The organism is Serratia sp. CY76391 (assembly GCF_052166695.1).
Taxonomy (GTDB): domain Bacteria; phylum Pseudomonadota; class Gammaproteobacteria; order Enterobacterales; family Enterobacteriaceae; genus Serratia; species Serratia nematodiphila.
Genome location: NZ_JBJNOJ010000006.1, coordinates 165,202 through 190,962, shown reverse-complemented (window position 1 = coordinate 190,962; position 25,761 = coordinate 165,202). Strand labels below are relative to the sequence as shown.

Annotated in this window: 21 protein-coding genes and 1 pseudogene; 17 read left to right on the top strand and 5 right to left on the bottom strand. The window is 60.9% G+C overall.

Annotation, left to right across the window (positions count from 1 at the left end; genetic code table 11):
• Positions 1–41 precede the first annotated feature (41 nt).
• From ACJ8PN_RS11710 to ACJ8PN_RS11700, 3 genes are read left to right on the top strand one after another with little or no spacing between them, the layout of a single operon-like run.
• Positions 42–1,571 carry a xylulokinase gene (locus tag ACJ8PN_RS11710; protein ID WP_442534960.1) on the top strand — a complete coding sequence of 510 codons (1,530 nt, stop codon included), beginning with the start codon at positions 42–44 and terminating at the stop codon, positions 1,569–1,571.
• Complete coding sequence (gene fucP / locus ACJ8PN_RS11705) at positions 1,568–2,899, top strand: L-fucose:H+ symporter permease (protein WP_442534959.1); 1,332 nt, start codon at positions 1,568–1,570, stop codon at positions 2,897–2,899. Before ACJ8PN_RS11710 ends, fucP begins: the two co-directional genes overlap by 4 nt.
• A 1-nt stretch (position 2,900) precedes the next feature.
• Complete coding sequence (locus ACJ8PN_RS11700) at positions 2,901–3,293, top strand: VOC family protein (RefSeq protein ID WP_351108895.1); 393 nt, start codon at positions 2,901–2,903, stop codon at positions 3,291–3,293.
• Positions 3,294–4,109: 816 nt separating this feature from the next.
• Here the strand turns inward: ACJ8PN_RS11700 and ACJ8PN_RS11695 are convergent.
• Positions 4,110–4,826, bottom strand: a complete 717-nt coding sequence (locus ACJ8PN_RS11695) for a LuxR family transcriptional regulator (RefSeq protein ID WP_351108892.1) — start codon at positions 4,824–4,826, stop codon at positions 4,110–4,112.
• 189 nt (positions 4,827–5,015) lie between these two features.
• Here ACJ8PN_RS11695 and ACJ8PN_RS11690 point away from each other — a divergent pair, with 189 nt between their 5' ends.
• Positions 5,016–5,774 (top strand): DeoR/GlpR family DNA-binding transcription regulator, encoded by a 759-nt coding sequence (locus ACJ8PN_RS11690; RefSeq protein WP_351108925.1) that lies wholly within the window; start codon positions 5,016–5,018, stop codon positions 5,772–5,774.
• A 60-nt stretch (positions 5,775–5,834) separates the two neighbouring features.
• Here ACJ8PN_RS11690 and lptG read toward each other — a convergent pair whose 3' ends face one another.
• Complete coding sequence (gene lptG, locus ACJ8PN_RS11685) at positions 5,835–6,905, bottom strand: LPS export ABC transporter permease LptG (protein ID WP_004933350.1); 1,071 nt, start codon at positions 6,903–6,905, stop codon at positions 5,835–5,837.
• A complete protein-coding gene (lptF, locus tag ACJ8PN_RS11680; RefSeq protein ID WP_004933351.1) occupies positions 6,905–7,999 on the bottom strand; it encodes an LPS export ABC transporter permease LptF in 1,095 nt (364 codons plus the stop codon). Before lptF ends, lptG begins: the two co-directional genes overlap by 1 nt.
• Positions 8,000–8,281: 282 nt before the next feature.
• On the opposite strand from lptF, the gene pepA reads away from it, so the two are divergent.
• The 5 genes from pepA to ACJ8PN_RS11655 all read left to right on the top strand — a co-directional run bounded on the left by pepA (position 8,282) and on the right by ACJ8PN_RS11655 (position 15,901).
• The gene (gene pepA / locus ACJ8PN_RS11675) at positions 8,282–9,793 is read left to right on the top strand and encodes a leucyl aminopeptidase (protein WP_004933352.1); all 1,512 of its coding nucleotides are present in this window, start codon (positions 8,282–8,284) and stop codon (positions 9,791–9,793) included.
• 231 nt (positions 9,794–10,024) lie between these two features.
• A complete protein-coding gene (locus tag ACJ8PN_RS11670; protein ID WP_004933353.1) occupies positions 10,025–10,474 on the top strand; it encodes a DNA polymerase III subunit chi in 450 nt (149 codons plus the stop codon).
• Positions 10,475–10,486: 12 nt separating this feature from the next.
• Positions 10,487–13,363 carry a valine--tRNA ligase gene (locus ACJ8PN_RS11665; protein WP_442534958.1) on the top strand — a complete coding sequence of 959 codons (2,877 nt, stop codon included), beginning with the start codon at positions 10,487–10,489 and terminating at the stop codon, positions 13,361–13,363.
• A 199-nt stretch (positions 13,364–13,562) separates the two neighbouring features.
• Positions 13,563–14,066 carry a GNAT family N-acetyltransferase gene (locus ACJ8PN_RS11660; protein ID WP_016929277.1) on the top strand — a complete coding sequence of 168 codons (504 nt, stop codon included), beginning with the start codon at positions 13,563–13,565 and terminating at the stop codon, positions 14,064–14,066.
• Between the two features lie 227 nt (positions 14,067–14,293).
• Positions 14,294–15,901, top strand: a complete 1,608-nt coding sequence (locus ACJ8PN_RS11655; protein WP_016929278.1) for a GMC family oxidoreductase — start codon at positions 14,294–14,296, stop codon at positions 15,899–15,901.
• A 15-nt stretch (positions 15,902–15,916) separates the two neighbouring features.
• Here the strand turns inward: ACJ8PN_RS11655 and miaE are convergent, their stop codons facing one another.
• Positions 15,917–16,681 carry a tRNA isopentenyl-2-thiomethyl-A-37 hydroxylase MiaE gene (miaE, locus tag ACJ8PN_RS11650; RefSeq protein ID WP_280597853.1) on the bottom strand — a complete coding sequence of 255 codons (765 nt, stop codon included), beginning with the start codon at positions 16,679–16,681 and terminating at the stop codon, positions 15,917–15,919.
• Between the two features lie 177 nt (positions 16,682–16,858).
• The gene (gene rraB / locus ACJ8PN_RS11645) at positions 16,859–17,284 is read right to left on the bottom strand and encodes a ribonuclease E inhibitor RraB (protein WP_004933365.1); all 426 of its coding nucleotides are present in this window, start codon (positions 17,282–17,284) and stop codon (positions 16,859–16,861) included.
• Positions 17,285–17,446: 162 nt separating this feature from the next.
• On the opposite strand from rraB, the gene argF reads away from it, so the two are divergent.
• The 8 genes and pseudogenes from argF to ACJ8PN_RS11605 all read left to right on the top strand — a co-directional run bounded on the left by argF (position 17,447) and on the right by ACJ8PN_RS11605 (position 25,687).
• Positions 17,447–18,466, top strand: coding sequence for an ornithine carbamoyltransferase (gene argF / locus ACJ8PN_RS11640; protein ID WP_442534957.1), 1,020 nt, complete (start codon positions 17,447–17,449; stop codon positions 18,464–18,466).
• A gap of 195 nt (positions 18,467–18,661) precedes the next feature.
• Positions 18,662–20,230: an ABC transporter substrate-binding protein gene (locus tag ACJ8PN_RS11635; RefSeq protein WP_442534956.1), complete on the top strand. Its 1,569-nt coding sequence runs from the start codon at positions 18,662–18,664 to the stop codon at positions 20,228–20,230.
• 272 nt (positions 20,231–20,502) lie between these two features.
• Positions 20,503–21,438 carry an aspartate carbamoyltransferase gene (gene pyrB, locus ACJ8PN_RS11630; RefSeq protein ID WP_171402869.1) on the top strand — a complete coding sequence of 312 codons (936 nt, stop codon included), beginning with the start codon at positions 20,503–20,505 and terminating at the stop codon, positions 21,436–21,438.
• A 12-nt stretch (positions 21,439–21,450) separates the two neighbouring features.
• On the top strand, positions 21,451–21,915 hold the full coding sequence (gene pyrI, locus ACJ8PN_RS11625) for an aspartate carbamoyltransferase regulatory subunit (protein ID WP_004933377.1): 465 nt from the start codon (positions 21,451–21,453) through the stop codon (positions 21,913–21,915).
• 98 nt (positions 21,916–22,013) lie between these two features.
• Positions 22,014–22,400 (top strand): 2-iminobutanoate/2-iminopropanoate deaminase, encoded by a 387-nt coding sequence (gene ridA / locus ACJ8PN_RS11620; RefSeq protein ID WP_004933379.1) that lies wholly within the window; start codon positions 22,014–22,016, stop codon positions 22,398–22,400.
• Positions 22,401–22,660: 260 nt separating this feature from the next.
• A pseudogene (locus ACJ8PN_RS11615) lies at positions 22,661–23,976 on the top strand (circularly permuted type 2 ATP-grasp protein).
• A complete protein-coding gene (locus ACJ8PN_RS11610; RefSeq protein ID WP_004933382.1) occupies positions 23,970–24,896 on the top strand; it encodes an alpha-E domain-containing protein in 927 nt (308 codons plus the stop codon). The pseudogene ACJ8PN_RS11615 and the gene ACJ8PN_RS11610 overlap by 7 nt, the downstream one beginning before the upstream one ends.
• Positions 24,893–25,687 (top strand): transglutaminase family protein, encoded by a 795-nt coding sequence (locus ACJ8PN_RS11605; RefSeq protein ID WP_004933384.1) that lies wholly within the window; start codon positions 24,893–24,895, stop codon positions 25,685–25,687. Before ACJ8PN_RS11610 ends, ACJ8PN_RS11605 begins: the two co-directional genes overlap by 4 nt.
• Positions 25,688–25,761: the final 74 nt, after the last annotated feature.

Genomic DNA, 25,761 nt, shown 5'->3' with positions numbered 1-25,761 from the left:
TCTGCGAGTGGCCCGCGCCATCCGCCACGGGAGTGATAACAATGAAAGATTTACTTCTTACCCTTGATATCGGCACCGGCAGCACCCGCGCCGGGCTGGTCACCAACACCGGGGAAATCCTTGGCTTCGCGCAGCGCGAGTACGAGCAGATCACGCCGCAGGCCGGCTGGTCGGAACAACCGCCTTCGCTGTGGTGGCAGTGCGTCTGCCAGTGTACGCAGGAGCTGCACGCGCGCTACGCCGAATACTGGCCGCGTATCGCCGCCGTCGGCGCCTGCGGGCAAATGCACGGCACGGTCTTGCTCGACGCCGACGGCGAACTGGTCGTCGATCGCGCCATGCTGTGGAACGACAAACGCGCACAGCCGCAGGTGGCGCGCTTTAGCCACCAGCAGCCGCCGCAGCCTTGGCTGGAACTGTTGAATAATCCCCCCACCGCCGCCTGGCCGGCGTTCAAGCTGGCCTGGCTGCGCGAGCATCATCCATCGCAGTGGGAGCGCATCGCCACGGTGTTGATGCCGAAGGATTACGTCAATTTCCGACTCTGCGGCGTACGCGCCACCGATTACAGCGAAGCCTCCTGCTATTACCTGATGGACAGCGCCACGCTGCAGTGGTCGCCAGAGGCGCTGCGGCAGTTCGGGTTGCGCGCCGATCAGCTGCCCGCCATCTATCTCTCCAGCGAAGTGATTGGCCACATTACGCCCGCAGCGGCGAGCGCCACCGGTCTGCCGCCGGGGGTGCCGGTAGTGGCGGGCACGGCGGATATGGCCGCTACCCTGCTCGGCTCCGGCGTCTATCAGGCTGGCATCGCCTCCGACAGCACCGGCACCTCCACGTTACTCACCGTGGTTTCGGAGCACCCGTTGCTCTCCGCCAGCGTCAACAACCTGCACCTGGCCAACTCGGCCTGGGGCGGTTTTACTCTGCTCGATGCCGGTGGCGACGCCATGCGCTGGGCGCGTTCGGCGCTGAGCGCCGGCCAACTCAGCCACCAGCAGATGCTCGATATGGCGGCCGACGTACCGCCGGGCGCCGAGGGGCTGCTGTTCCTGCCCTACCTGACCGGCGAGCGGCTGGCGGAACACACCAACTCGCGCGCGCAGTTCTTCGGCCTGCAGCGCAAGCATAGACAGGCGCACCTCTACCGCGCGGTGCTGGAAGGGGTGGCGCTGGCGTCCTTGCGCAATCTGCAGCAGCTCAGGCGCCACGCGCAGGAGCCGGAGGCAATGATCGCCTCCGGCGGCGGCGCACGCAGCCCGCTGTGGCTGCAGATCAAGGCCTCCGTCTACAACCTGCCGCTGCTGCAGACGCGCAATCAGGAGAACGGCACTACCGGCTGCGCGATCGTCGCCGGGGTCGGCGTCGGGCTGTTCAGCAGTTTCGCCCAGGGGGTGAGCCGCACCGTCAGCATCGAGCGCGAATTTACCCCCGATCTGCGCCAACACGAACACTATCTGCGCTGCTTTGAGCTGTTCGAGCAGCTCTATCACCAGGCGCAGCCCCTCTACGAGCAGCTTGACGTTATTAGCTCGTTCTCTTTTTCTCCGGATGAAGGAACACCGCAATGAGCGACTCTCTGATTAACAAAGGCGACGTGGCACAACACGCCGCGGCCGAAAGCATCGACCGCAGCGCCTATCTGCCCGCCACGCCTTGGCTGCAGCTGATGCTGGTCTGCTGCCTGTTCGCCCTGTGGGGCATGGCCGGCAACCTGAACGACATCCTGATCGCCCAGTTCAAGAAGGGGTTCGATCTGTCGGATACCCAAACCGCACTGGTGCAGTCGATCTTCTTCCTCGGCTACTTCATGATGGCGCTGCCCGCCGCAGCGGTGATCAAACGCTACTCGTACAAGGTGGCGATCGTGATCGGCCTGTGCCTGTACGCGCTCGGCTGCTTCCTGTTTATCCCGGCAGCGCAGATCATGACCTACGGCGCCTTCCTGGCCTGCCTGGGGGTGATCGCCACCGGGCTGTCGTTCCTGGAAACCTCCGCCAATACCTACTCCAGCTTGCTGGGGCCGCTGGAAACCTCCACCCAGCGCATCAACTTTTCGCAGATCTTCAACTCGCTGGGGATCATTTTTGGCGTATTGATCGGTCAGCAGCTGGTGTTCGGCAAAAACGATCCCAGCCACGCCGAGCTGCTGCAGATGCCACCGGCGGCGGCCGAAGCGGCACGCACCCAGATGGTGTCGCAGGTAGTCACACCTTATTTGATCATCGGCAGCGTGCTGATCGTATTGGCGCTGATCTTCGTGGCGGTGAAATTCCCCGCCTGCAAAACCCAACGCTCGCATCAGGGAGCGGGCAAGCCGCTGATGCAATCGCTGAAGATCCTGCTGGCGCTGCCGCGCTTCCGATTGGGGGTGCTGTCGCAGTTCCTGTATGTCGGCGCGCAGGTAGGGCTGTGGAGTTTCACCATTCGTTTTGTGCAGATGATTGAACAGGGGGCAAGCGAGCATTCGGCCACCTACTGGCTGCTGGCCACGCTGGTCTGCTATTCGGCCGGCAAGGTGGTCACCACCGCGCTGATGAAAAAGTTCAGCCCGGCGCGGTTGCTCGGCGTGTTCTGTTCGGTATGCGTGCTGCTGTTGCTGCTGGCCGTCAATATCCAAAGCCTGCTGGCGGTGGTGGCGATCATGGGTGTCAACTTCTGCATGGCGCTGTGCTGGCCAACCAACTTTGGCCTGACGATCAAAGGGCTGGGCGAAGAAACTCAGGTGGCCGGTTCGATCGTGGTGATGTCGATCATCGGTGGCGCGGTGGTGCCGTTAATCATGGGCATCATCTCCGATCTCAACGGCGGCGATATGCAGATCGCCTTCGCGGTGCCGCTGGTCTGCTTCGCTTACGTCGCTTTCTATGGCTTCTACTGCGCGCGCAAGGGGATTTGATATGGCACATCGGATTAACGGGCTGATGCACGTCGGCCTGCGCTGCGCCGATATCGAACGAGCAGCCGGCTTCTATCGTTCGCTCGGTTTCGAACCCCGGCAAACGCTGGCGCTCGGCGGCCCCGTCGCCGTACAGTTTTTGCAGTTGGGTGAGCTAACGCTGGAGTTATACCAGTTACCTGACGAAGGGCTGACTCGCCCCGCCAGCACCTATGGTATCGACCATATCGCTTTGCGGGTCACCGATCTGGCGGCCACGCAACGCTGGCTGGCGGAGCTGGGGTATCCGATGATTGAAGGGCCGACGCAGCAGCCCAGCGGTGCCAACGGCGTGCGCTATCTGATGATCGCCGGGCCGGACGGCGAACGAGTGGAGTTCAGCCAGCCGCTGTAATGCCTTTTCCCCGCAACATGAGACCCGGTGGTTGTTCCAAGCCACGGGCCTCCTTCGCTCTACCGTCTGTTTATATACCCCCTACGCTAAATAATTCCATCTTCGTCCATTAGGACCGTTTTCCCGGCGTATCCAAGCAGCGTCAAATAATCCCCAGCAACAATGACAACGCTGCAAATAATTGCATAACAATGTGTCAGCCAATAAAGAGTGAGTTTGCTTAACATTACGAGAACACTATTTTTTCATTACTGAATATCAGGCGGGAAATAAAAATCGAAACGGGGCTATCAAGAGATAGAGGTTATTCACGTTGGATGGGTTTTATCTTAAATCACCAGGAAATAGCGTGTATACGTAACAAAATGGCTAGTTAATGCTTAAAAAGCAGCTGAGATCGCTTGCCTCTGCGGAGTTAATAGCCTTAAGATGGTGCAAGAAAATTTTCCCTGGTGTTGGCCAATATTGGCAACCTGGCCCTACGCGGTCAGGTTTTTTTTTGTATTTTTTATCAAAACATTACCGGGAAAGTGTATCGCCTCAAAGGATGAGAAACTAGTTAGACTAAAGTACAGTCCCTTACTAGACCTTTATAAGTTCAGTCTGGTGATTATTTCATATCACAGAGATCGGGGCCGATACGCTATTGCGGCCTTCGCGTTAATCGCCACAGCGCCAAATCAATACCAGTTAACGCTCGCCATTTCCCGAATCGAAAGATGCTGTTCTCTAGCCGATATTTTCTCCCTTTAGACATATCCCGCTGATGAGTTCTGCGCAGCCGTTGCCTCAGTATTCTACGGGCTAGCGAGTCCGTCATTCCACCGGTTTAATCAGCCGCAGCTCCATCCCCAGACGCACGGCATGTCGGGCATTCGTGACCCCCAACTTTTTGACGACGTTGGACATATGAAACTTGATGGTGCCGGTCTTGATGCCCAGGATTATCGCCGTTTCCTGGTAGGTTTTACCCACGCTGGCCCAATAGAGGATTTCGTTTTCCCTGTCGGTAAAGCGGGCGTTACGCTCCAGGGCTGCAGCGTTTTTTGCTGACAGTGGGGACAGCGCCAGGTACGACTCATGGATTGAGGCCAGCAATACCGAAATGTCGCCTTTACGCTCGGTGAGTGCCTGGATAGCTTCCGCTCTCTGCTCAAGGTTGAAGGCAAAGGAAAGCGTGACGAGATTGTCGTTGTAATCGTGCAGCACGAAGGTATAGCCGTGCGTCACACCGAACTCGCGAGCCTGTTCAAACAGTTCGGGAAAATGCAGCCCTGCGTCCGCCATGATTTGCTCGTCCCAGGCGAACGGGGTCAGGCGGTTGCGGGCGGTAAGCACCACCGGATCAATGTACTGCAACCCCTGCTCTTGATACTTTTTTACCCATTCACTCGGGTAGTTGGTGACGCCAAAGATGCAGGCAATGTCTTTTTTGGATAGGACCACATACGCCCACAGGAGATCGCCCAACTCCCCTAGTGCCGCTTCGAGGCGCTTGCCGATAATGTTGCTGAGATTATATTCATCTTCCATTGGCTGCCAGCTCCCTCCGCCCAACCTACCGCTGCACCGACTATAGCAAAAAGGAGCGACGCGCCGTAACCTTCACATTCTCCTACGGGCAGTCCGGCTGCGGCGGCCGGCAAGCGCTTTGCCTGCGGCCGATGTGCAAGGTATATTAGCCGCACATCCATTGTGCCGGTCAGGAGTGAATGAGTGAGCATGTTCGCAGAAGAGCGCCAAGAAAAACTCCTCGCCATTCTCAAGGAGAAGCGCAAGCTCTCCGTGGGGGAAATGAGCTCGCGCTTTAACGTCTCCGGCGCCACCATCCGCACCGATCTGCGCATTCTGGAAGACGCTGGTATGCTGACACGTACCCACGGCGGTGCCATTCTGCGCACCCGTGCCAGCTTTGAGGTCGGTTCCGATCAGCGTGAAGAGGTGAACCTCAGCGCCAAGGAGCAGATAGGTCAACTGGCCGCCGGCCTGGTGGAAGACGGCGACATCATCGTATTGGACACCGGCACCACCACCCTGCAGATCGCTCGCCATCTGCGCCAAAAGCGCAACCTGACCGTGGTTACCAACGATTTCATGATCGCCAAGAGTCTGGAAGACGTCGAATCGATCCAGATCATCCTGCTGGGCGGCATCGTCAAAAAGGGTTATCACTGCGCGGTCGCCATCAACGGCCGTTCACTGCTGGATACGCTGAACATCGACAAGGCGTTTATGGGCACCAACGCGCTGTCACTGAAACAGGGCGCCTGCGTGGCCGATATCATGCTGGCCGAAACCAAGCGCGCGATGGTGGAGCATGCCAATCAGGTGATCGTAGTGTGCGATCACTCCAAGCTGAGCAACACCTCGCTGGCGCAGTTCGCCTCCCCTGCACAGATCGACATCCTGGTGCTGGATCGTCTGCCGGAAGACGCACAGGCCTATCAGGATGCCGGCATCGCGCTGCTGAGCGTCGGCTGATCCCCCAACAAAAAAGGCGCGGCCCCGCGGCCACGCCTTTCTTCACTACCGATCGCCCCGCTACTTGCGTTTGAGCAGCATATACACGCTGATCAGCAGGAACAGCATGCTCGGCAACAGCGCGCCCAGCACCGGCGGCATGCTGTACACCAGGCTCAGCGGGCCGAAAATCTGATCCAGCACGTAGAACAGGAAGCCGAAGCTGATGCCGGTCACCACGCGGATGCCCATCGGCACGCTGCGCAGCGGGCCGAAGATGAACGACAGCGCCATCAGCATCATCACCGCCACGGACAGCGGCGAGAAGATTTTGCTCCACATGTTGAGCTGGTAACGGCTGGCTTCCTGGCCGCTCTGCTTCAGGTACTTCACGTAGTTGTGCAGCCCGCTGATGGAGAGCGAATCCGGATCCAGCGCCACCACGCCCAGTTTGTCCGGGGTCAGGTTGGTTTTCCATTCGCCGGTCAGCGTCTGGGTGCCGGTCACCTGTTTCGGGTTGGTCAGATCCGAGGTGTCCACCTGCGAAAGCTGCCACAGGCCGTTCTCGAAGCTGGCGGTAGCCGCATAGCGCACCGTTTCCAGGCGACGCTGATCGTTGAAGTGGTAGATGTTCACGCCGGAGAGTTCTTTATCGCCGGAGACGCGCTCGATGTAGATGAAGTCGTTGCCGTCCTTCGCCCACAGCCCGCTCTTGGTGGAGAGCAGCGAGCCGCCGTACATCTGCTGGGCGCGGTAGTTGCGCGCCATCTGCTCGCCCTGCGGCGCCACCCACTCGCCGATCGCCATGGTCAGCAGCACCAGCGGAATGGCGGTTTTCATCACCGAGCCGGCGATCTGCAGGCGGGTGAAGCCGGAAGCCTGCATCACCACCAGTTCGCTGCGCGTCGCCAGTTGGCCCAGGCCGAGCAGCGCGCCGAGCAGCGCCGCCATCGGGAAGAAGATCTCGATGTCTTTCGGCACGCTCAGCAGGGTATACATGCCGGCGCTCAGCGCGGTGTATTCGCCCTGGCCGACCTTGCGCAGCTGATCAACGAACTTGATGATACCGGACAGCGACACCAGCATGAACAGCGTCATGATGATGGTGTTGAAAATCGTTTTACCGATATACCGGTCTAATACGCCAAACATCAGGCCGCTCCTCTCAGGCGTGCGCGCAGCTTACGCATCGGCACGGTATCCCACAGGTTCAGCGCCAGCGCGATCGCGAAGTAAACGCCGTTAACCAGCCACAGCCACAGCATCGGATCCAGCTTGCCCTTGCCGGCGTTGGAGCGCAGCGAGGTCTGCAGCAGGAAGAAGATCAGATACAGCAGGATGGCCGGCAGCATGCTCAGCACGCGGCCCTGGCGCGGGTTCACCACGCTGAGCGGCACCACCAGCAGCGCCATCAGCGCCACCGACACCACCAGCGTCAGGCGCCAGTGGAACTCGGCGCGCGCGTCCGGATCGTCGGATTCCCACAGCGTCTGCATCGACATCTGTTCGGATTCGGTGTTATCCGCCGCCACGGTACGGTGGCCAATCACCGCCTTGTAGTCGGTGAAGTCGGTAATGCGGAAGTCGCGCAGCAGCGCGGTGCCTTCAAAGCGGGTGCCCTTGTCGAGCGTCACCACCTGCGAGCCGTCTTTCTGCTGCACGATGTTGCCGTGCTCGGCCACCACCACCGACGGGCGTTGGTTGCCGTTCGGCCGCAGCTGCGCCAGGAACACGTCGTTGAAGGTGCTGCCCTTCACGTTGCCGATAAACAGCACCGCGTTGCCGTCTTGCGAGGGTTTGAACTGCCCTTCCGCCAGCCCGGCGATGCTCGGGTTGGCCTTGGCTTCGTTCACCACCACATCCTGATAGCGCGAGGCCCAGGGGCCGGCCCAAAACACGTTCACCGCCGCGACCGCAGAGGTGAACAGCGCCAGGATCATTGCGGCGATAATCAGGGTGCGTTTGCCCAGCCCGCAGGCGTGCATGACGGTGATTTCGCTCTCGGTATACAACCGCCCAAGCGTCATCAGCAAGCCGAGAAACAGGCTCAAAGGCAGGATGAGCTGCGCCATCTTCGGCACGCCCAGAGCGAGCAGAGAGAGTACTAAGTTTGTCGGGATATTGCCGTCCACCGCGTCGCCCAACACCCTGACCAGGTTCTGACAAAAGAAGATCAGAAGCAGGATGAACAGGATGGCGATTTGGCTCTTGAGCGTTTCCCGTACCAGATATCTTATGATGATCACGCTTATTACGCCTGTGAAAACTTGTCTTTTTGCAGGAAAATCGATAATTTCATCGCTAATCCGCCATTTATTCTCATCATATGGCAACCTTCACAGCTAAAATAGTATTACAACATCAAGCCGTTTGGGTGTCCTATAGGAACTTGCTTATAGTCGCCAAAACAGAGCAATTTACGCCGTTCAGGTTAACATAATCCGTTAACTCAAATGGCGGGAGATCGTTACGGAGTCGATTATTCTAGCCGTAGCGTCCGCCTTTGTCTTTAAGATTCAGGAGAGTGCATGGAGTTCAGTGTAAAAAGCGGTAGCCCGGAAAAACAGCGCAGTGCCTGTATTGTAGTCGGCGTTTTCGAACCGCGCCGCCTGTCCCCTATCGCAGAACAACTCGACAAAATCAGTGATGGTTATATCAGCGCATTGCTGCGCCGTGGCGAACTGGAAGGCAAGGTCGGGCAGACGCTGCTACTGCACCATGTGCCCAACATTCTCTCCGAGCGCATCCTGCTGATCGGCTGCGGCAAAGAGCGCGAGCTCGATGAGCGCCAATACAAGCAGGTGATCCAGAAAACCATCAATACCCTCAACGACACCGGCTCAATGGAAGCGGTCTGCTTCCTGACCGAGCTGCACGTGAAAGGCCGCAACACCTACTGGAAAGTGCGTCAGGCGGTAGAAACCGCCAAAGAGACGCTCTACACCTTCGATCAGCTGAAAAGCAACAAGGTGGAGCCGCGTCGTCCGCTGCGCAAAATGGTGTTCAACGTGCCGACCCGCCGTGAGCTCACCAGCGGCGAGCGCGCGATTCAGCACGGTCTGGCGGTGGCTTCCGGCATCAAGGCGGCCAAAGATCTCGGCAACATGCCGCCGAACATCTGTAACGCCGGCTACCTGGCCTCGCAGGCCCGTCAGCTGGCGGACGCCTTCAGCACCAACATCACCACCCGCGTCATCGGCGAACAGCAGATGAAAGAGCTGGGCATGAACGCCTATCTGGCGGTCGGCGCCGGTTCGCAGAACGAATCATTGATGTCGGTGATGGAATATAAGGGCAACCCAAATCCGGACGCTAAGCCGATCGTGCTGGTAGGCAAAGGGCTGACCTTCGACTCCGGCGGCATCTCGATCAAACCGGCCGACGGCATGGACGAGATGAAATACGACATGTGCGGCGCGGCGACCGTGTACGGCGTGATGCGCGTGGTGGCGGAGCTGAACCTGCCGCTGAACGTGATCGGCGTGCTGGCCGGCTGTGAAAACATGCCGGGCGGCCGGGCGTATCGTCCGGGCGACGTGCTGACCACCATGTCCGGCCAGACCGTCGAGGTGCTCAACACCGACGCCGAAGGCCGTCTGGTGCTGTGCGACACCCTGACCTACGTCGAGCGCTTCGAGCCGGAGCTGGTGATCGACATCGCCACCCTGACCGGCGCCTGCGTGATCGCCTTGGGCCACCACATCACCGGCCTGATGTCGAACCACAACCCGCTGGCGCACGAGCTGCTGGGCGCTTCCGAGCAGGCCGGCGACCGCGCCTGGCGCCTGCCGATGGCCGACGAGTACTACGAGCAGCTGGACTCCAACTTCGCCGACATGGCGAACATCGGTGGCCGCCCTGGCGGCGCCATCACCGCTGCCTGCTTCCTGTCGCGCTTCACCCGCAAGTACACCTGGGCGCACCTGGATATCGCCGGCACCGCCTGGCGCTCCGGTAAAGCCAAGGGCGCGACCGGCCGCCCGGTGGCGCTGCTGTCGCAGTTCTTGCTCAACCGTGCAGGCCTGAACGGCGACGATTAAATACCCTTCATCTTTCAAGCCGCAGCGTTGTTGGCCGCATTCGTTCACCCCAGTCACTGACTTGATGTCAGCTCCTGGGGATGAACGAACTTGCCGCCTAGCTGCAACTTGAAATCTATTGGGTATATAATCCTCTCAGCAGCGAAGGGGTAGAGTTATCTGCTCCGTTCCCAAAAAGGGCGCAACCTACATGTTGTGCCCTGTTTTTTTATCGGCAGCGGTGGATCCTTAATGAAACAGGCGACGTTTTATTTGCTCGACAACGCGGAACCGTCAGGCGCGCTCAGCGCCCATGAGGCCGTGGCCTGCGCCGTTGCCGCCAACGGCTTCCGCGCCGGCAAGCGGGTGCTGATCGCCTGCGAGAGCCAGGAGCAGGCCCAGCGGCTGGACGAAGCGCTGTGGCAGCGCGAGCCGCATGAATTCGTGCCGCACAACCTGGCCGGCGAAGGGCCGCACTACGGCGCGCCGGTGGAACTGTGCTGGCCCGGCAAGCGCGGCAACGCCCCGCGCGATCTGCTGATCGCCCTGCTGCCGCAGTTTGCCGATTTTGCTACCGCTTTCCATGAAGTGGTAGACTTCGTTCCTTACGAAGACACTCTGAAACAGTTGGCGCGCGACCGTTACAAGGCCTATCGCAGCGTCGGCTTCCATTTGACCACGGCTACGCCGCCAACTCACTGAATACGATAAAGAATGGAAAAGACAAACAGTCAGCTCGATACCGCATACGACCCAAAACAGATCGAACAGAAGCTGTACGATCACTGGGAGAATCAGGGTTACTTCAAGCCGAACGGCGATACCAGCCAGGAAAGCTTCTGCATCATGATCCCGCCGCCGAACGTCACCGGCAGCCTGCACATGGGCCACGCGTTCCAGCAGACCATCATGGACACCATGATTCGCTATCAGCGCATGCAGGGTAAAAACACCCTGTGGCAGGCGGGCACCGACCACGCCGGCATCGCCACCCAGATGGTGGTGGAACGCAAGATCGCCGCAGAAGAAGGCAAAACCCGCCATGACTACGGCCGTGACGCGTTCATCGACAAGATCTGGCAGTGGAAAGCGGAATCCGGCGGCACCATCACCCGCCAGATGCGCCGTCTGGGCAACTCCGTGGACTGGGAGCGCGAGCGCTTCACCATGGACGAAGGCCTGTCGAACGCAGTGCGCGAAGTGTTTGTCCGTCTGCACAAAGAAGATCTGATCTACCGCGGCAAGCGCCTGGTGAACTGGGATCCGAAGCTGCGCACTGCCATCTCCGATCTGGAAGTGGAAAACCGCGAATCCAAAGGTTCCATGTGGCACCTGCGCTACCCGCTGGCCGACGGCGCGAAAACCGCCGAGGGCAAAGACTACCTGGTGGTCGCCACCACCCGTCCGGAAACCGTGCTGGGCGATACCGGCGTGGCGGTCAACCCGGAAGATCCGCGCTATAAGAACCTGATCGGCAAAGAGATCATTCTGCCGCTGGTCGGCCGCCGCATCCGCATCGTCGGCGACGAACATGCCGATATGGAAAAAGGCACCGGCTGCGTGAAGATCACCCCAGCGCACGATTTCAACGACTACGAAGTCGGCAAACGCCACGGCCTGCCGATGATCAACATTCTGACCTTCGACGGCGACATCCGTCAGGAAGCGGAAGTGTTCAACACCCTGGGCGAAGTCTGCACCGACTACTGCAACGAGATCCCGGCCGAGTTCCGTGGCCTGGAGCGCTTCGCGGCGCGTAAAGCGGTGGTTGCCGCCTTCGAAAATCTGGGCCTGCTGGACGAGATTAAACCGCACGACCTGACGGTGCCTTACGGCGACCGCGGCGGCGTGGTGATCGAGCCGATGCTGACCGACCAATGGTACGTGCGCACCGCGCCGCTGGCCAAAGTGGCGGTGGAAGCGGTCGAACAGGGCCAAATCGAGTTCGTGCCGAAACAGTACGAAAACATGTACTTCAGCTGGATGCGCGACATCCAGGACTGGTGCATCTCGCGTCAGCTGTGGTGGGGCCACCGCATCCCGGCCTGGTACGACGTGAACGGCAAAGTCTACGTAGGCCGCAGCGAAGAAGAAGTGCGCAGCGAGAACAACCTGGGCGCCGACGTGGTGCTGACCCAGGACGAAGACGTGCTGGACACCTGGTTCTCGTCAGGCCTGTGGACCTTCTCCACCCTGGGCTGGCCGGAGCAGACCGACGCGCTGAAAACCTTCCACCCGACCAGCGTGATGGTCAGCGGCTTCGACATCATCTTCTTCTGGATCGCGCGCATGATCATGCTGACCATGCACTTCATCAAGGATGAAAACGGCAAGCCGCAGGTGCCGTTCAAGACCGTCTACATGACCGGTCTTATCCGCGACGACGAAGGCCAGAAGATGTCCAAGTCGAAAGGCAACGTGATCGATCCGCTGGACATGGTCGACGGCATCTCGCTGGAAGATCTGCTGGAAAAACGCACCGGCAACATGATGCAGCCGCAGCTGGCGGAGAAGATCCGCAAGCGCACCGAGAAGCAATTCCCGAACGGCATCGAGCCGCACGGCACCGACGCCCTGCGCTTCACCCTGGCGGCGCTGGCCTCGACCGGCCGCGACATCAACTGGGACATGAAGCGCCTGGAAGGCTACCGCAACTTCTGTAACAAGCTGTGGAACGCCAGCCGCTTCGTGCTGATGAACACCGAAGCGCACGACTGCGGCTTCAACGGCGGCGAGAAAGTGCTGTCGCTGGCTGATCGCTGGATCCTGGCCGAATTCAACCGCACGGTGAAAGCCTACCGCGAAGCGCTGGATACCTACCGCTTCGATCTGGCGGCCAACATCCTGTACGAATTCACCTGGAACCAGTTCTGCGACTGGTATCTGGAGCTGACCAAGCCTGTCGTGAGCAACGGCAGCGAAGCGGAACAGCGCGGCACCCGCCACACGCTGATCACCGTGCTGGAAGCGCTGCTGCGCCTGGCGCACCCGATCATTCCGTTCATCACCGAAACCATCTGGCAGCGCGTGAAGCCGCTGACCGGTACGACCGCAGACACCATCATGCTGCAGCCGTTCCCGGCCTACGACGCCGCGCTGGAAGACGAGCAGGCGCTGAACGATCTGGAGTGGATCAAGCAAACCATCATCGCCGTGCGCAACATCCGCGCCGAGATGAACATCGCGCCAAGCAAAGCGCTCGACGTGCTGCTGCGCAACTGCAGCGCCGACGCCCAGCGCCGCGTGCAGGAGAACCAAAGCTTTATCGCCCGTCTGGCGCGCCTGGGATCCATCGCGCTGCTGCCGGCCGGTGAGAAAGGCCCGGTCTCCGTCACCAAGCTGGTGGACGGCGCCGAGCTGCTGATCCCGATGGCCGGTTTCATCGACAAGGACGCCGAGATCGCGCGTCTGGCCAAAGAGATGGGCAAACTGGATGCGGAAATCGCTTCGATCGAAGGCAAGCTGGCGAACGAAGGCTTCGTGGCGCGCGCGCCGGAAGCGGTGGTCGCCAAAGAACGCGATCGTCTGGCGGCTTGCAAAGAAGGCAAAGTGAAGCTGCAGGAACAGCAGGCGACCATCGCCGCGCTGTAATCCACCGGCTCACGCCAACGCCTGAAAACAGCGGGGTCTTCCCCGCTGTTTTTTTATCGCCGTTGCATCCGGGCCGGGTTAGATGTTATTACAAGATATTACTGCTGCAGGGACGCCGCCGGGAAATAATCCCCGGCGCGTTTCGTGCTGCGATAAAAACGAAAAACGAACGTGGTCTCTTTCAATGGCGAGTGTAAACATGACAACAGCAACCCCGGCGCGCCTGCTGGTGCGCCCCATCACGGCGGAAGACAATGCCGCCATTGCTCACGTCATTCGCGAAGTCTCCGCCGAGCACGGCCTGACGGCGGATAAAGGCTATACCGTCTCCGATCCCAACCTGGATGCCCTGTATCAGCTCTATAGCCTGCCGCGCAGCGCTTACTGGGTGATCGAGGTGGACGGCCAGGTCGCCGGCGGCGGCGGCATCGCGCCGCTGCAGGGCGGCGCAGACGATATTTGCGAATTGCAGAAGATGTATTTCCTGCCGGTGTTGCGCGGCAAGGGATTGGCGAAACGCCTGGCGTTGCAGGCGCTGGATTTCGCCCGCCAGCACGGCTTCCGCTGTTGTTACCTCGAGACCACCGCCAGCCTGACGCAGGCCGTTGCGCTGTACGAACATCTGGGCTTCGAACACATCGACCACGCGATGGGCGCCACCGGCCACGTCGATTGTGAAGTCACCATGCTGAAAACGCTGTAATCCTCCCCCGCCTCTTCATCAGGGCGCAGCTTGCTGCGCCTTTTTTATTAATATCGCAATCAATCAGTAAAACTCGCTATAACGCCGTTTTTCAAGCAGATAAACTGACGTTAAAAACCACGATGTAAATTTAATGTGAAGTTCGTTAATAAATTAACGATCGCAAATTGACCGCCTTTTCCCCCGCGTTACTCTGCCAGTATCCCAATCGCGCACGGAGTGCTGTCATGTCGGAAAATACCTTTGATTACATCATCGTCGGCGCCGGTTCCGCCGGCTGTGTGCTGGCGGCGCAGCTGATCCGCCGCACCCAGGCGCGGGTGCTGCTGCTGGAAGCCGGCGGCGACGACAATAACCTGTTCATCAAGATGCCGGCCGGGGTGGCCAAGATCATCGCCAAAAAAAGCTGGCCTTATGAGACGGAGCCGGAACCGCACGCCAATAACCGCCGCATGCAGATCGCGCAGGGCAAGGTGCTGGGCGGCAGCAGTTCGGTGAACGGCATGATCTACCTGCGCGGCCAGCCGCAGGACTACGACGACTGGGCCGAGCGCTACGGCTGCGCCGGCTGGAGCTACCGGGAGGTGCTGCCCTATTTCAAACGCGCCGAGGCCAATGAAAGCCTGTCAGACGACTACCACGGCGCCGACGGGCTGCTGCCGGTCAGCGAGAACCGCTACCGCCATCCGCTGAGCATGGCGTTTATCCGCGCCGGCCAGGAGTTGAACCTGCCCTATCGCAACGACTTCAACGGCGACAGCCAGCACGGCGTCGGTTTCTACCAAACCACCACCCACAACGGCGAGCGCGCCAGCACCGCCCGCACCTACCTGAAGGCGGTGCGCGACGAACGGCGGCTGGTGGTGAAACTGAACGCCCTGGCGCACCGGCTGACCTTCGAGGGCAACGTCGCCACCGGCGTGGTCTACAGCCAGAATGGCGGCGCGGAAGTGACCGCCCGCGCCACCAAAGAGGTGATCGTCAGCGCCGGCGCGGTCGGTTCGCCGAAGCTGCTGATGCTGTCCGGCATCGGCCCGCGCGATCACCTGCAGCAGCTGGGCATCGAGGTGCGGGCGGATCTGCCGGTGGGTAAAAACTTCCACGACCACCTGCACATGTCGATCAACGTCAGCACCCGCGAGCCGATCAGCCTGTTCGGCGCCGATCGCGGCCTGCAGGCGCTGAGCCACGGCGCGCAGTGGCTGGCGTTTCGCAGCGGGGTGCTCTCGTCCAACGTGCTGGAAGGCGCCGCCTTTACCGACAGCCAGGGCGACGGCCGGCCGGACGTGCAGATCCACTTCCTGCCGCTGCTGGACAGCTGGGACGACGTGCCCGGCGAGCCGCTGCCGAACATTCACGGCTTCACGCTCAAGGTCGGTTACCTGCAGCCGAAGGCGCGCGGCGAAGTACAGCTTCGCAGCAGCAACCCGCGCGATCCGGTCAAGCTGCACGCCAACTACCTCGGCCACCCGGACGATCTGGCCGGCAGCGTGCGCGCGGTGAAGTTCGGCCTGGATTTCCTGCAAACCGCGGCGCTGAAGCCGCTGATCAAAGATCTGCTGATGCCGCAGCCGGAGTGGACGCGCGACGAAGCGCAGCTGGAAGAATTCGTGCGCAACTTCTGCAAGACGGTGTATCACCCGGTGGGCAGTTGCCGCATGGGGCCGTCGCCCCAGGACGCGGTGACCGATCCGCAGCTGCGGGTGCACGGTTTTGAACGGCTGCGGGTGATCGACTGCTCGGTGATGCCGCAGCTCACCAGCGGCAACACCAATGCGCCGACCATCATGCTGGCGGAAAAGGCGGTGGATCTGTTGCTGGGCGCACCGCAGTAAGGGCGCGCCTCAACGTCAGGCGGCGGCGGGCACGCCGCTGTGGAAGCGCAGCTCGCTGTCCGGTGCCAGGATCAGTTCAGCTTCGAGGCGGCCGAAATGCGCCACCCGTTCGCTGATGTCGCCGCCGGCGATCTGCTCGGCCAGCGTCAGGTAGTCCTGATAGTGGCGCGCTTCAGAGCGCAGCAGCGAGACGTAAAAGCGGTTCAGCTCATCATCCAGGTGCGGCGCCAGTTTGGCGAAGCGTTCGCAGGATCGCGCTTCGATGTAGGCGCCGCAGATCAGTTTGTCGATCAACGTCGCCGGATCGTGGGTACGGATCTCGCGGATCATGCCCTTGGCGTAGCGGCTGGCGGTGATCTTGCGATACGGGATCCCGCGCGCCTGCATGATCTCCAGCACCTGCGAGAAGTGATGCAGCTCTTCCTTGATCAACAGCACCATGCGATCCGCCAGATCCTGGCCGTAGGCCGAGCCGTTTTTCGGCAGGATCTTGCGGGTGAACTGGCCCTGGCGGAACAGCGTGTCCGGCGCGCCCTGCGCCTCGTGCAGAAACGCCTCGTAGGGCCGCAGCAGCGCCAACAGCGCGTCGCCGCTCTCTTTGTCCGCCACGTAACGGCGGATCAGCCACATGCCGGTCTGCGCGGCTTTCAGCTCGCACACCAGGTGGTCGGTCAGCAATAGCTGCAGGTTTTCCGGACGGCGCGCGGCGTCGATCCAGGCATCGGGAGTTTCACAGTGCAGGAAGCTTAAAATCGGGGCTAACAGGGATTGGTATGTCATGGCGTCATTGCCCTATGTATTTCAAGTTGCAGCCAGGCGGCCAGCTCACTCATCCCCAGGAGCTTACTCAGGTAAGTGACTGGGGTGAGAGAGTGCAGCCAACAACGCTGCAGCTTGAAAGACGACGGGGATATCAGGGGCCGGCGAGAACCGGCCCATGTGAATAAGCGGGGTTAATCAGTGGCGTTTACCGTCGTCGTCTTCGTCGATGTAGTCGCCGTCTTCGTCATCCTCACCGTCTTCACCGTTCGGATCTTCGAAGTAGGTGCCCCAGCCGTCGTAGTTGACGCCGCAGCGTTCCGCCAGCGCCACCAGCTGCTCGACCTGGGCGTCGATCAGCTCGGCGTTCAGGCCGACTTCGCTGATCACGTCGCAGCACATCACCAGCGAACCGTCTTCCACTTCCAGCTCTTCGGCGTCGGTCACTTCGTAGCCCAACTTGAAGGCTTCAACGGCGGCCTGCTCCAGAACCTCAAATTTCTCGGCGGACAGATGGTGCTCGATGGTGTAGAGCGCGTCCGGATCGCTGCCGTCTTCCAGCAGCTCTTCGATGATCAGGCGGGTCTCTTCACGTTGTTCTTCCAGCAATTCGCGGTTTGCCATGCCTATATCCTCAAGTCAAATGGCCTTCATTCCTTCTATTTTCACACACCGCCGACATTGCTTCCACGATAAACGTGAAAGATTTCCTCGTCGGGGTTGAAATTGAATATTCATACATATAAAGTGAATTTTAATTCAATTACACAATCAGGGAATCGGACTATGAGCACCGGCAATGCGTTCTACCAACGTCACTTTCTGAGGTTAATGGATTTCACCCCCGCCGAGCTGCAGGCGCTGCTGAAGCTGGCGGCCGATCTGAAACAGGCCAAAAAGCTGGGGCAGGAACAGCGCCGGCTGCAGGGCAAAAACATTGCGCTCATCTTCGAAAAAGACTCAACCCGCACGCGATGCTCTTTCGAAGTTGCCGCATTCGATCAGGGCGCGCAGGTCACGTACCTCGGCCCAAGCGGCAGCCAGATCGGCCATAAAGAGTCGATGAAAGACACCGCCCGGGTGCTGGGCCGCCTGTACGACGGTATTCAGTACCGCGGCTACGGTCAGGCGCTGGTGGAAACCCTGGCGCAGCACGCCGGCGTGCCGGTGTGGAACGGCCTGACCGACGAGTTCCACCCCACCCAGCTGCTGGCGGATCTGCTCACCGTGCAGGAACACCTGCCGGGCAAGGCGCTGAGCGAGGTGAAACTGGCGTACGTCGGCGACGCGCGCAACAACATGGGCAACACGCTGCTGGAAGCCGTCGCGCTGGCGGGCATGGATCTGCGGCTGGTGGCGCCGAAGGCCTGCTGGCCGCAGCCGGAGCTGGTGGCCGAGTGCCAGGCGCTGGCGCAACAAACCGGCGCGAAACTCACCCTGACCGAAGACATCGCCGAAGGGGTGCAAGACGCCGACTTCCTCTACACCGACGTCTGGGTGTCGATGGGCGAACCGAAAGAGACCTGGCAGGAGCGTATTGCGCTGCTGCGGCCGTATCAGGTCAACATGGCGATGCTGAAACTGACCGGCAACCCGAACGTGAAGTTCCTGCACTGCCTGCCGGCGTTCCACGACGACCAAACCACGCTCGGCAAGCAGATGGCGCAGCAGTACGATCTGCACGGCGGCATGGAAGTGACCGACGAAGTGTTCGAATCGGCGCACAGCGTGGTGTTCGATCAGGCGGAAAACCGGCTGCATACCATCAAGGCGGTGCTGGTCGCCACGCTGAGCGAAACCCTCTGACAATCCCCCCCTCCGCCCTGGCGCCCCCGGCCAGGGCGGCTAATATATTCCTGGAATATCAAATAGCGGATTGACCTTTGCCCACCACCGGTAAAGGTTCTACCGTGACAGGCCGACGGCGCCCGCGCCGTAAAAACCAACGATAACAAACCGTTCTCAGCGCCGCTCTGCGGCGCCTTCAGGGGATATACACCGATGAAAGCCAAACTCTTGCCGCTGTTCCTGCTCGCCGCCCTGCCCGCCGCCGCATTAGCCGCCACGCCGCCGAATACGCTGGTGGTGGTGCAATCGCTGGATGACATCGTCAGCCTAGATCCGGCGGAAGCCAACGAACTCTCCAGCATCCAGACGGTGCCCAGCCTGTATCAACGATTGGTGCAGGCGGATCGCGACGATCCGGCCAAGGTGGCGCCGGTGCTGGCGGAAAGCTGGCAAAGCGATGCGGCGGCCAAAACGCTGACGGTGAAACTGCGGCCGCAGGCGGCGTTCGCCTCCGGCAACCCGCTAACCGCCGACGACGTGATCTTCTCCTACAGCCGCGCGGTCAAGATGAACAAATCGCCGGCGTTCATCCTCAACGTGCTCGGCTGGCAGCCGGACAACATCGACGCGCAGCTCAAGAAGATCGACGAACATACCGTGCAGCTGCGCTGGACGGCGGATGTCAGCCCGGCGGTGGCGCTGAATATCCTCTCGACGCCGATCGCCTCGATCGTCGACAGCAAAGCGGCGCTGGCCAACGTCAAAGACGGCGACTTCGGCAACGCCTGGCTGAAGATGCACTCCGCCGGCAGCGGCCCGTTCAAGATGCGCGTCTATCAGCCGCATCAGGCGATCGTGCTGGACGCCAATCCCGCCACGCCTGGCGACAAGCCGCAGCTGAAAAACATCATCATCAAGAACGTGCCGGATCCGGCTACCCGCCGCCTGCTGCTCCAGCAGGGCGACGCCGATATCGCCCGCGAACTGGGCGCCGACCAGACCGATACGTTGAAGAATCAGCCCGGCGTCAAGGTGCTGGAGATCCCGTCCGCCGAGCAAAACTATCTGGTGTTCAACACCGGCAACGGCGCCAATCCGCTGCTGAGCAACCCGGCCTTCTGGGAAGCGGCGCGCTACCTGGTGGATTATCAAGGCATCACGAAGGAGCTGCTGAAGGGACAATACTTCGTGCACCAGAGCTTCCTGCCGGTCGGGCTGCCGGGCGCGCTGGAGACCAACCCGTTCAGCTACGATCCGGCCAGGGCGAAAGCCATCCTGACCAAGGCGGGCATCACCCACGCCGCCTTTACGCTGGACGTGGAGAACAAACCGCCGTTCATCACCATCGCGCAGGCGCTGCAGGGTAGCTTCGCCGCCGCCGGCGTGAAGGTCGAGCTGCTGCCGGCCGCGGGCAGCCAGGTTTACTCCCGCGTGCGCGCCAGGCAGCATCAGGCGGCGATCCGCCTGTGGATCCCGGATTACTTCGACGCTCACTCCAACGCCAGCGCCTTTGCCTACAACGACGGCAAGAGCAGCACGGTGGCCGGGCTGAACGGCTGGCAGATCCCGCAGTTGAACCAGCAGACGCTGGCGGCGCTGGCCGAAGCCGATCCGGCCAAGCGCCGCGCGCTGTACACCGCCATGCAGCAGGAGCTGCAGCGCAGTTCGCCGTACGTGTTTATCGATCAGGCCAAAACCGAAGTGGTGCTGCGCGACAACGTCAAAGGCTATCAACAAGGGCTGAACGCCGACATGGTCTACTACGATCGCGTCAGCAAATAGCCGGCCAATCGATTGCGGGGCGGCAAAAAACGGCGTTTTAACGCTTGCAGTGGCGAAAAGCGCGAGTATAATGCGCCACAATTTGCCAGGAGAAAGCATGAAAAACGACGTTTGTTTTGTTAGCCGCAATCGACAAAACCGACTGCCTATCGGCGGCCAGCTGCCGTTGTTTCTCCTGTTGCTAAACCGATCGTTTCAAGCCCCTCATTGAGGGGCTTTTTTTTGCCTTAAAAAGTCCCGCGCCACGGGCACGCGTCGAGGAGGAGTGAAAAATGGCCAACCCGCTGTATCACAAACACATCATCTCTATTAACGATCTCAGCCGCGAGGATCTGGAGCTGGTGCTGCGCACCGCCGCCGGTCTGAAAGCCAACCCGCAGCCGGAGCTGTTGAAACACAAGGTGATCGCCAGCTGCTTCTTTGAAGCCTCGACCCGTACCCGCCTGTCGTTCGAAACCTCGATGCACCGCCTCGGCGCCTCGGTGGTCGGTTTCGCCGACGGCAGCAACACCTCGCTCGGCAAGAAAGGCGAAACCCTGGCCGACACCATCTCGGTGATCAGCACCTACGTGGATGCCATCGTGATGCGCCATCCGCAGGAAGGCGCGGCGCGCATGGCCTCGGAGTTCTCCGGCAACGTGCCGGTGCTCAATGCCGGCGACGGCGCCAACCAGCACCCGACCCAAACCCTGCTGGATCTGTTCACCATCCAGGAAACCCAGGGCCGCCTGAACAACCTCAGCATCGCCATGGTCGGCGACCTGAAGTACGGCCGCACCGTGCACTCACTCACTCAGGCGCTGGCCAAGTTCGAAGGCAACCGCTTCTACTTCATCGCCCCGGACGCGCTGGCGATGCCGGCCTACATCCTGAAAATGCTGGACGAGAAAGGCATCGAGTACAGCCTGCACGGCAGCATTGAAGAAGTGGTGCCGGAGCTGGATATTCTCTACATGACCCGGGTGCAGAAAGAGCGCCTCGATCCGTCCGAGTACGCCAACGTGAAGGCGCAGTTCGTGCTGCGCGCCGCCGATCTGGCCGGCGCGCGCGCCAACCTCAAGGTGCTGCACCCGCTGCCGCGCATCGACGAGATCGCCACCGACGTGGATAAAACGCCGCACGCTTACTACTTCCAGCAGGCGGGCAACGGCATCTTCGCCCGCCAGGCGTTGCTGGCGCTGGTGCTCAACGCAGATTTGGCTCTTTAAGGGGGAACCGCCATGACTCATGACAACAAACTGCAGGTCGAAGCGATCAAATGCGGCACGGTGATCGACCACATTCCGGCGCAGATCGGTTTCAAACTGCTGACGCTGTTCAAGCTGACCGCCACCGACCAGCGCATCACCATCGGCCTGAACCTGCCTTCCAACGAGCTGGGCCGCAAGGATCTGATCAAGATCGAGAACACCTTCCTGACCGAGCAGCAGGCCAACCAGCTGGCGATGTACGCGCCGAAGGCCACGGTGAACCGCATCGACAACTATGAAGTGGTGCGCAAACTGACCCTTAGCCTGCCGGACCACATCGACGGCGTGCTGACCTGCCCGAACGGCAACTGCATCAGCCGCAGCGAGCCGGTGGCGTCGAGCTTCAGCGTCAAATCGCGCGGCGGCGAAGTGCACCTGAAGTGCCGCTACTGCGAAAAAGAGTTCGAGCACCAGGTGGTGCTGCAGGCCGACTAAGCCCGGTATGGGTGCCGGGAGATGGCGCTGTTATTCTCCCGGTGACGCCCTATAATGGGATTTCTGGATAGAACAATCCTCGTTTATCAGGAGAAAACATGTCACGTAACATCAGCACTGAACTCGCCCCGGCAGCCATTGGTCCTTACGTGCAGGGCGTTGATCTGGGCAGCATGATCATCACTTCCGGCCAAATCCCGGTCGATCCGAAAACCGGCGCCGTCGCCGACGACGTCGCCGCTCAGGCGCGCCAGTCGCTGGAAAACGTCAAGGCGATCGTCGAAGCCGCCGGCCTGATCGTTGCCGACATCGTGAAAACCACCGTGTTCGTGAAAGACCTGAACGACTTCGCCACCGTCAACGCCGCGTACGAAGCCTTCTTCACCGAGCACAGCGCGCCGTTCCCGGCCCGCTCCTGCGTGGAAGTGGCGCGTTTGCCGAAAGACGTGAAGATCGAAATCGAAGCCATCGCCGTGCGTCGTTAATCGACGCTCACGCGCATCACGGCCAGTGCAGACTGGCCGTTTTTATTTCTGCTCTGCCCCGACAGCCTGCCGTCCCTGCGCCTTTAGCGCTCACCGCCGCCCCCTTTTCGCCCTATATTAAGGCGTCGCTACGCCGCACCTGCACCGCAAACGGGCGTTTTTCATCGCGGCAGCCCCGCTCTGCGCCATTTTCGCCCGTTATCGCCTTGGCACGTTTTATGCTCGATTGATTGACAGCCTGCAATGTCGACGAGGTGACGATGCTGAATATCAATCTTTCCGCTTCACCGTTTTTTGATGAGATGCTTCTGGCTGAGGGAAAACACCGTGGCCACTACGACGCCTACTGGCAATGGCTGCAGCAGGCCGATCACCAGGCCGTGCAGCGCAAGCGGGAAGAGGCTGCGCTGCTGTTTCACCGGGTGGGCATCACCTTCAACGTCTACGGCGACGATGACGGCGCCGAGCGGTTGATCCCGTTCGACAGCGTGCCGCGCATTATTCCGGCCGCCGAATGGGCGATGCTCGATCGCGGCATTCGCCAGCGCGTACAGGCGCTCAACGCTTTCCTGCACGACATTTACCACCAGCAGCATATTCTGAAGGCCGGCCTCATTCCGGCAGAACAGGTGCTGGCCAACGATCAGTATCAACCCTGTATGCAAGGTGTTGATCTGCATCGCGATATCTATGCGCATATCGTCGGCGTGGACATGGTCCGCAACAGCGACGGCCAATACTACGTGCTGGAAGATAACTTGCGCACCCCGTCCGGCGTCTCTTACATGCTGGAAAACCGCAAAATGATGATGCGTCTGTATCCGGAACTGTTCGCCCGGCAACGCATCGCGCCGGTGGAGCGCTACCCGTCGCACCTGCTGCAAACGCTGCGCGAAAGCTCGCCCATCAACGATCCCACCGTGGTGGTGCTGACGCCGGGCCGTGCAAAGTGGACGTGATCTATCGTCGGGTGGACGACGCCTTCCTCGATCCGCTGGCGTTTCGGCCGGACTCGATGCTCGGCGTACCGGGGCTGCTGTCGGTGTATCGCGCCGGCAATGTGGTGCTGGCCAACGCCATCGGCACCGGCGTGGCCGACGACAAATCGATCTACCCCTACGTGCCGGATATGGTGCGCTTCTACCTGCAAGAGGAACCGATCCTCAACAACGTGCCGACCTGGCAGTGCCGGCATAAAAGCGAACTGTCGTATGTGCTGGCCAACCTCGAACAGATGGTTGTGAAAGAGGTGCACGGCGCCGGCGGCTACGGCATGTTGATCGGCCCCACGGCGAGCAAGGACGAAATCGCCCGCTTCCGCGCGCTGCTGCTGGCGCGCCCGCAGAATTACATCGCGCAAAACACGCTGGCGCTGTCCACCTGCCCGACCTTCGTCAACGACGGTCTGGCGCCGCGGCATATCGATCTGCGGCCGTTCGCCCTCAGCGGCGCGGAGATCCGCCTGGTGCCCGGCGGCCTGACCCGGGTGGCGTTGGCGGAAGGTTCGCTGGTGGTGAACTCGTCGCAGGGCGGCGGCACCAAGGACACCTGGGTATTGGAGGACGACCTATGCTGAGCCGTACCGCCAGTGAACTCTATTGGATGGCCCGCTATCTGGAGCGGGCGGAAAGCATCGCCCGGGTGCTGGACGTCACCAACAAGCTATCGATGATGCCGATCCGCGACGGCGGCGATCAGGATCTGCAGGTGCCGCTCAACCTGACCGGCACCGGCCAGCTGTATGCCGCCGCCTACCCGGAATTGACGATGCCGAATCTGGTCAGTTTCTTCGCGCTCGACAACCGCAACCACAGCAGCATCTTCAGCTGCCTGCAAATGGGCTGGAACAACGCCCACGCGGTGCGCGGCAGCCTGTCGTCCGAAGTCTGGGAGTGCATCAACGCCACCTGGATAGAGATGAAACTGATCCGCCGCCAGGGCATCGGCTCGGTGGGCGCCGATGCCTTCTTCGACTGGGTGAAGGAGCGCGCCCATCTGTTTCGCGGCGCCATGTTCGGCACGCTGCTGCGCAGCGACGCCATGCGCTTTATCCGTCTCGGCACCCTGTTGGAGCGGGCCGACGGCACCGCCCGTCTGCTGGAGGTGAAGAACACGCTGATGGACATCGACGGCGACCCGGTGCGCGAATATTACCGCATGGACACGCTGCTGCGGGCGGTGAGCGCGCGCGAAGCCTACCACAGCATCTACAAGCAGCCGTTGAGCCGCGAGACCATCGCCGAACTGATGATTCTGCGCAATGAAATCCCGCGTTCACTGCTGGCCTGCGTCGGCGACATGGTGCAGCAATTGGAACTGATCGGCGGCGGCGCCAACCAACCGCGACGTCTGGCGCACACCCTGCATGCCGAGCTGCGCTTCAGCAGCATGAAGGATCTGAACAAGATCGGCCTGGGCGAGTGGTTGAGCGCCTTTCTCGGCCAGGTGAACGGCATCGCCGAAAGCATCCATCACACTTATCTGGAGGCGCAATGAAACTGAATATTGAGCACAACACCCATTATCGCTACGCTCAGCCGGTGCAGCGCAGCACCCAATATCTGCGGCTGACGCCGCAGGATTCGCCGCATCAGCGCATCCTCTCCTGGCAACTGTCGTTGCCGGATGACGCGGTGCGCACCACCGACGCCTTCGGCAACGTACTGCACGTGCTGACGCTTGATGAACCGCATCAGGCCATCACCATTCGGGTGCTCGGGGAAGTGGAAATTGAAGACGGCGTCGAAGATCGGGCGCTCGGGCATCTGTCGCCGCTGGTATTTCTGCGCCATAGCCCGCTGACCCAGCCCGATGACGCCATTCAGGCCTTCGCCCTGCGTTATCATCAACCGCAGGCGGTGCTGAGCGGCCTGGAACATCTGATGGGCGAACTGCTGCTGAAGATGCCTTACAGCCCTGGCTCCACGCGCGTGACCGACAGCGCCGCCGAGGCTTTCGCCGCCGGCAGCGGCGTGTGTCAGGATCATACGCATGTCTTCCTGAGCTGCTGCCGCAGCCTGAACATCCCGGCGCGCTACGTCAGCGGCTACCTGTACAGCGAAGACTCGACCCATGTCGCCACCCATGCCTGGGCGGAAGTGTGGGTGGAGGAACGCTGGCACAGCTTCGACGTGACCAACAATACGCGCATGCCAAATCAGCACCTTAAGCTGGCGGTCGGCATCGATTATCTGGACGCCTGCCCGGTGCGCGGCATGCGGTTGGGCGGCGGCTGCGAAGACATGAGCGCCATCGCCGCCGTACAAATGATGCCAACCGGCCAGTAGCCGCTTGCCGATGGAAAATGTTTCGGGCACGCTGCGCGTTGGCGGCGTGCCGGTCTTGTTTTGAGGGATTGTAG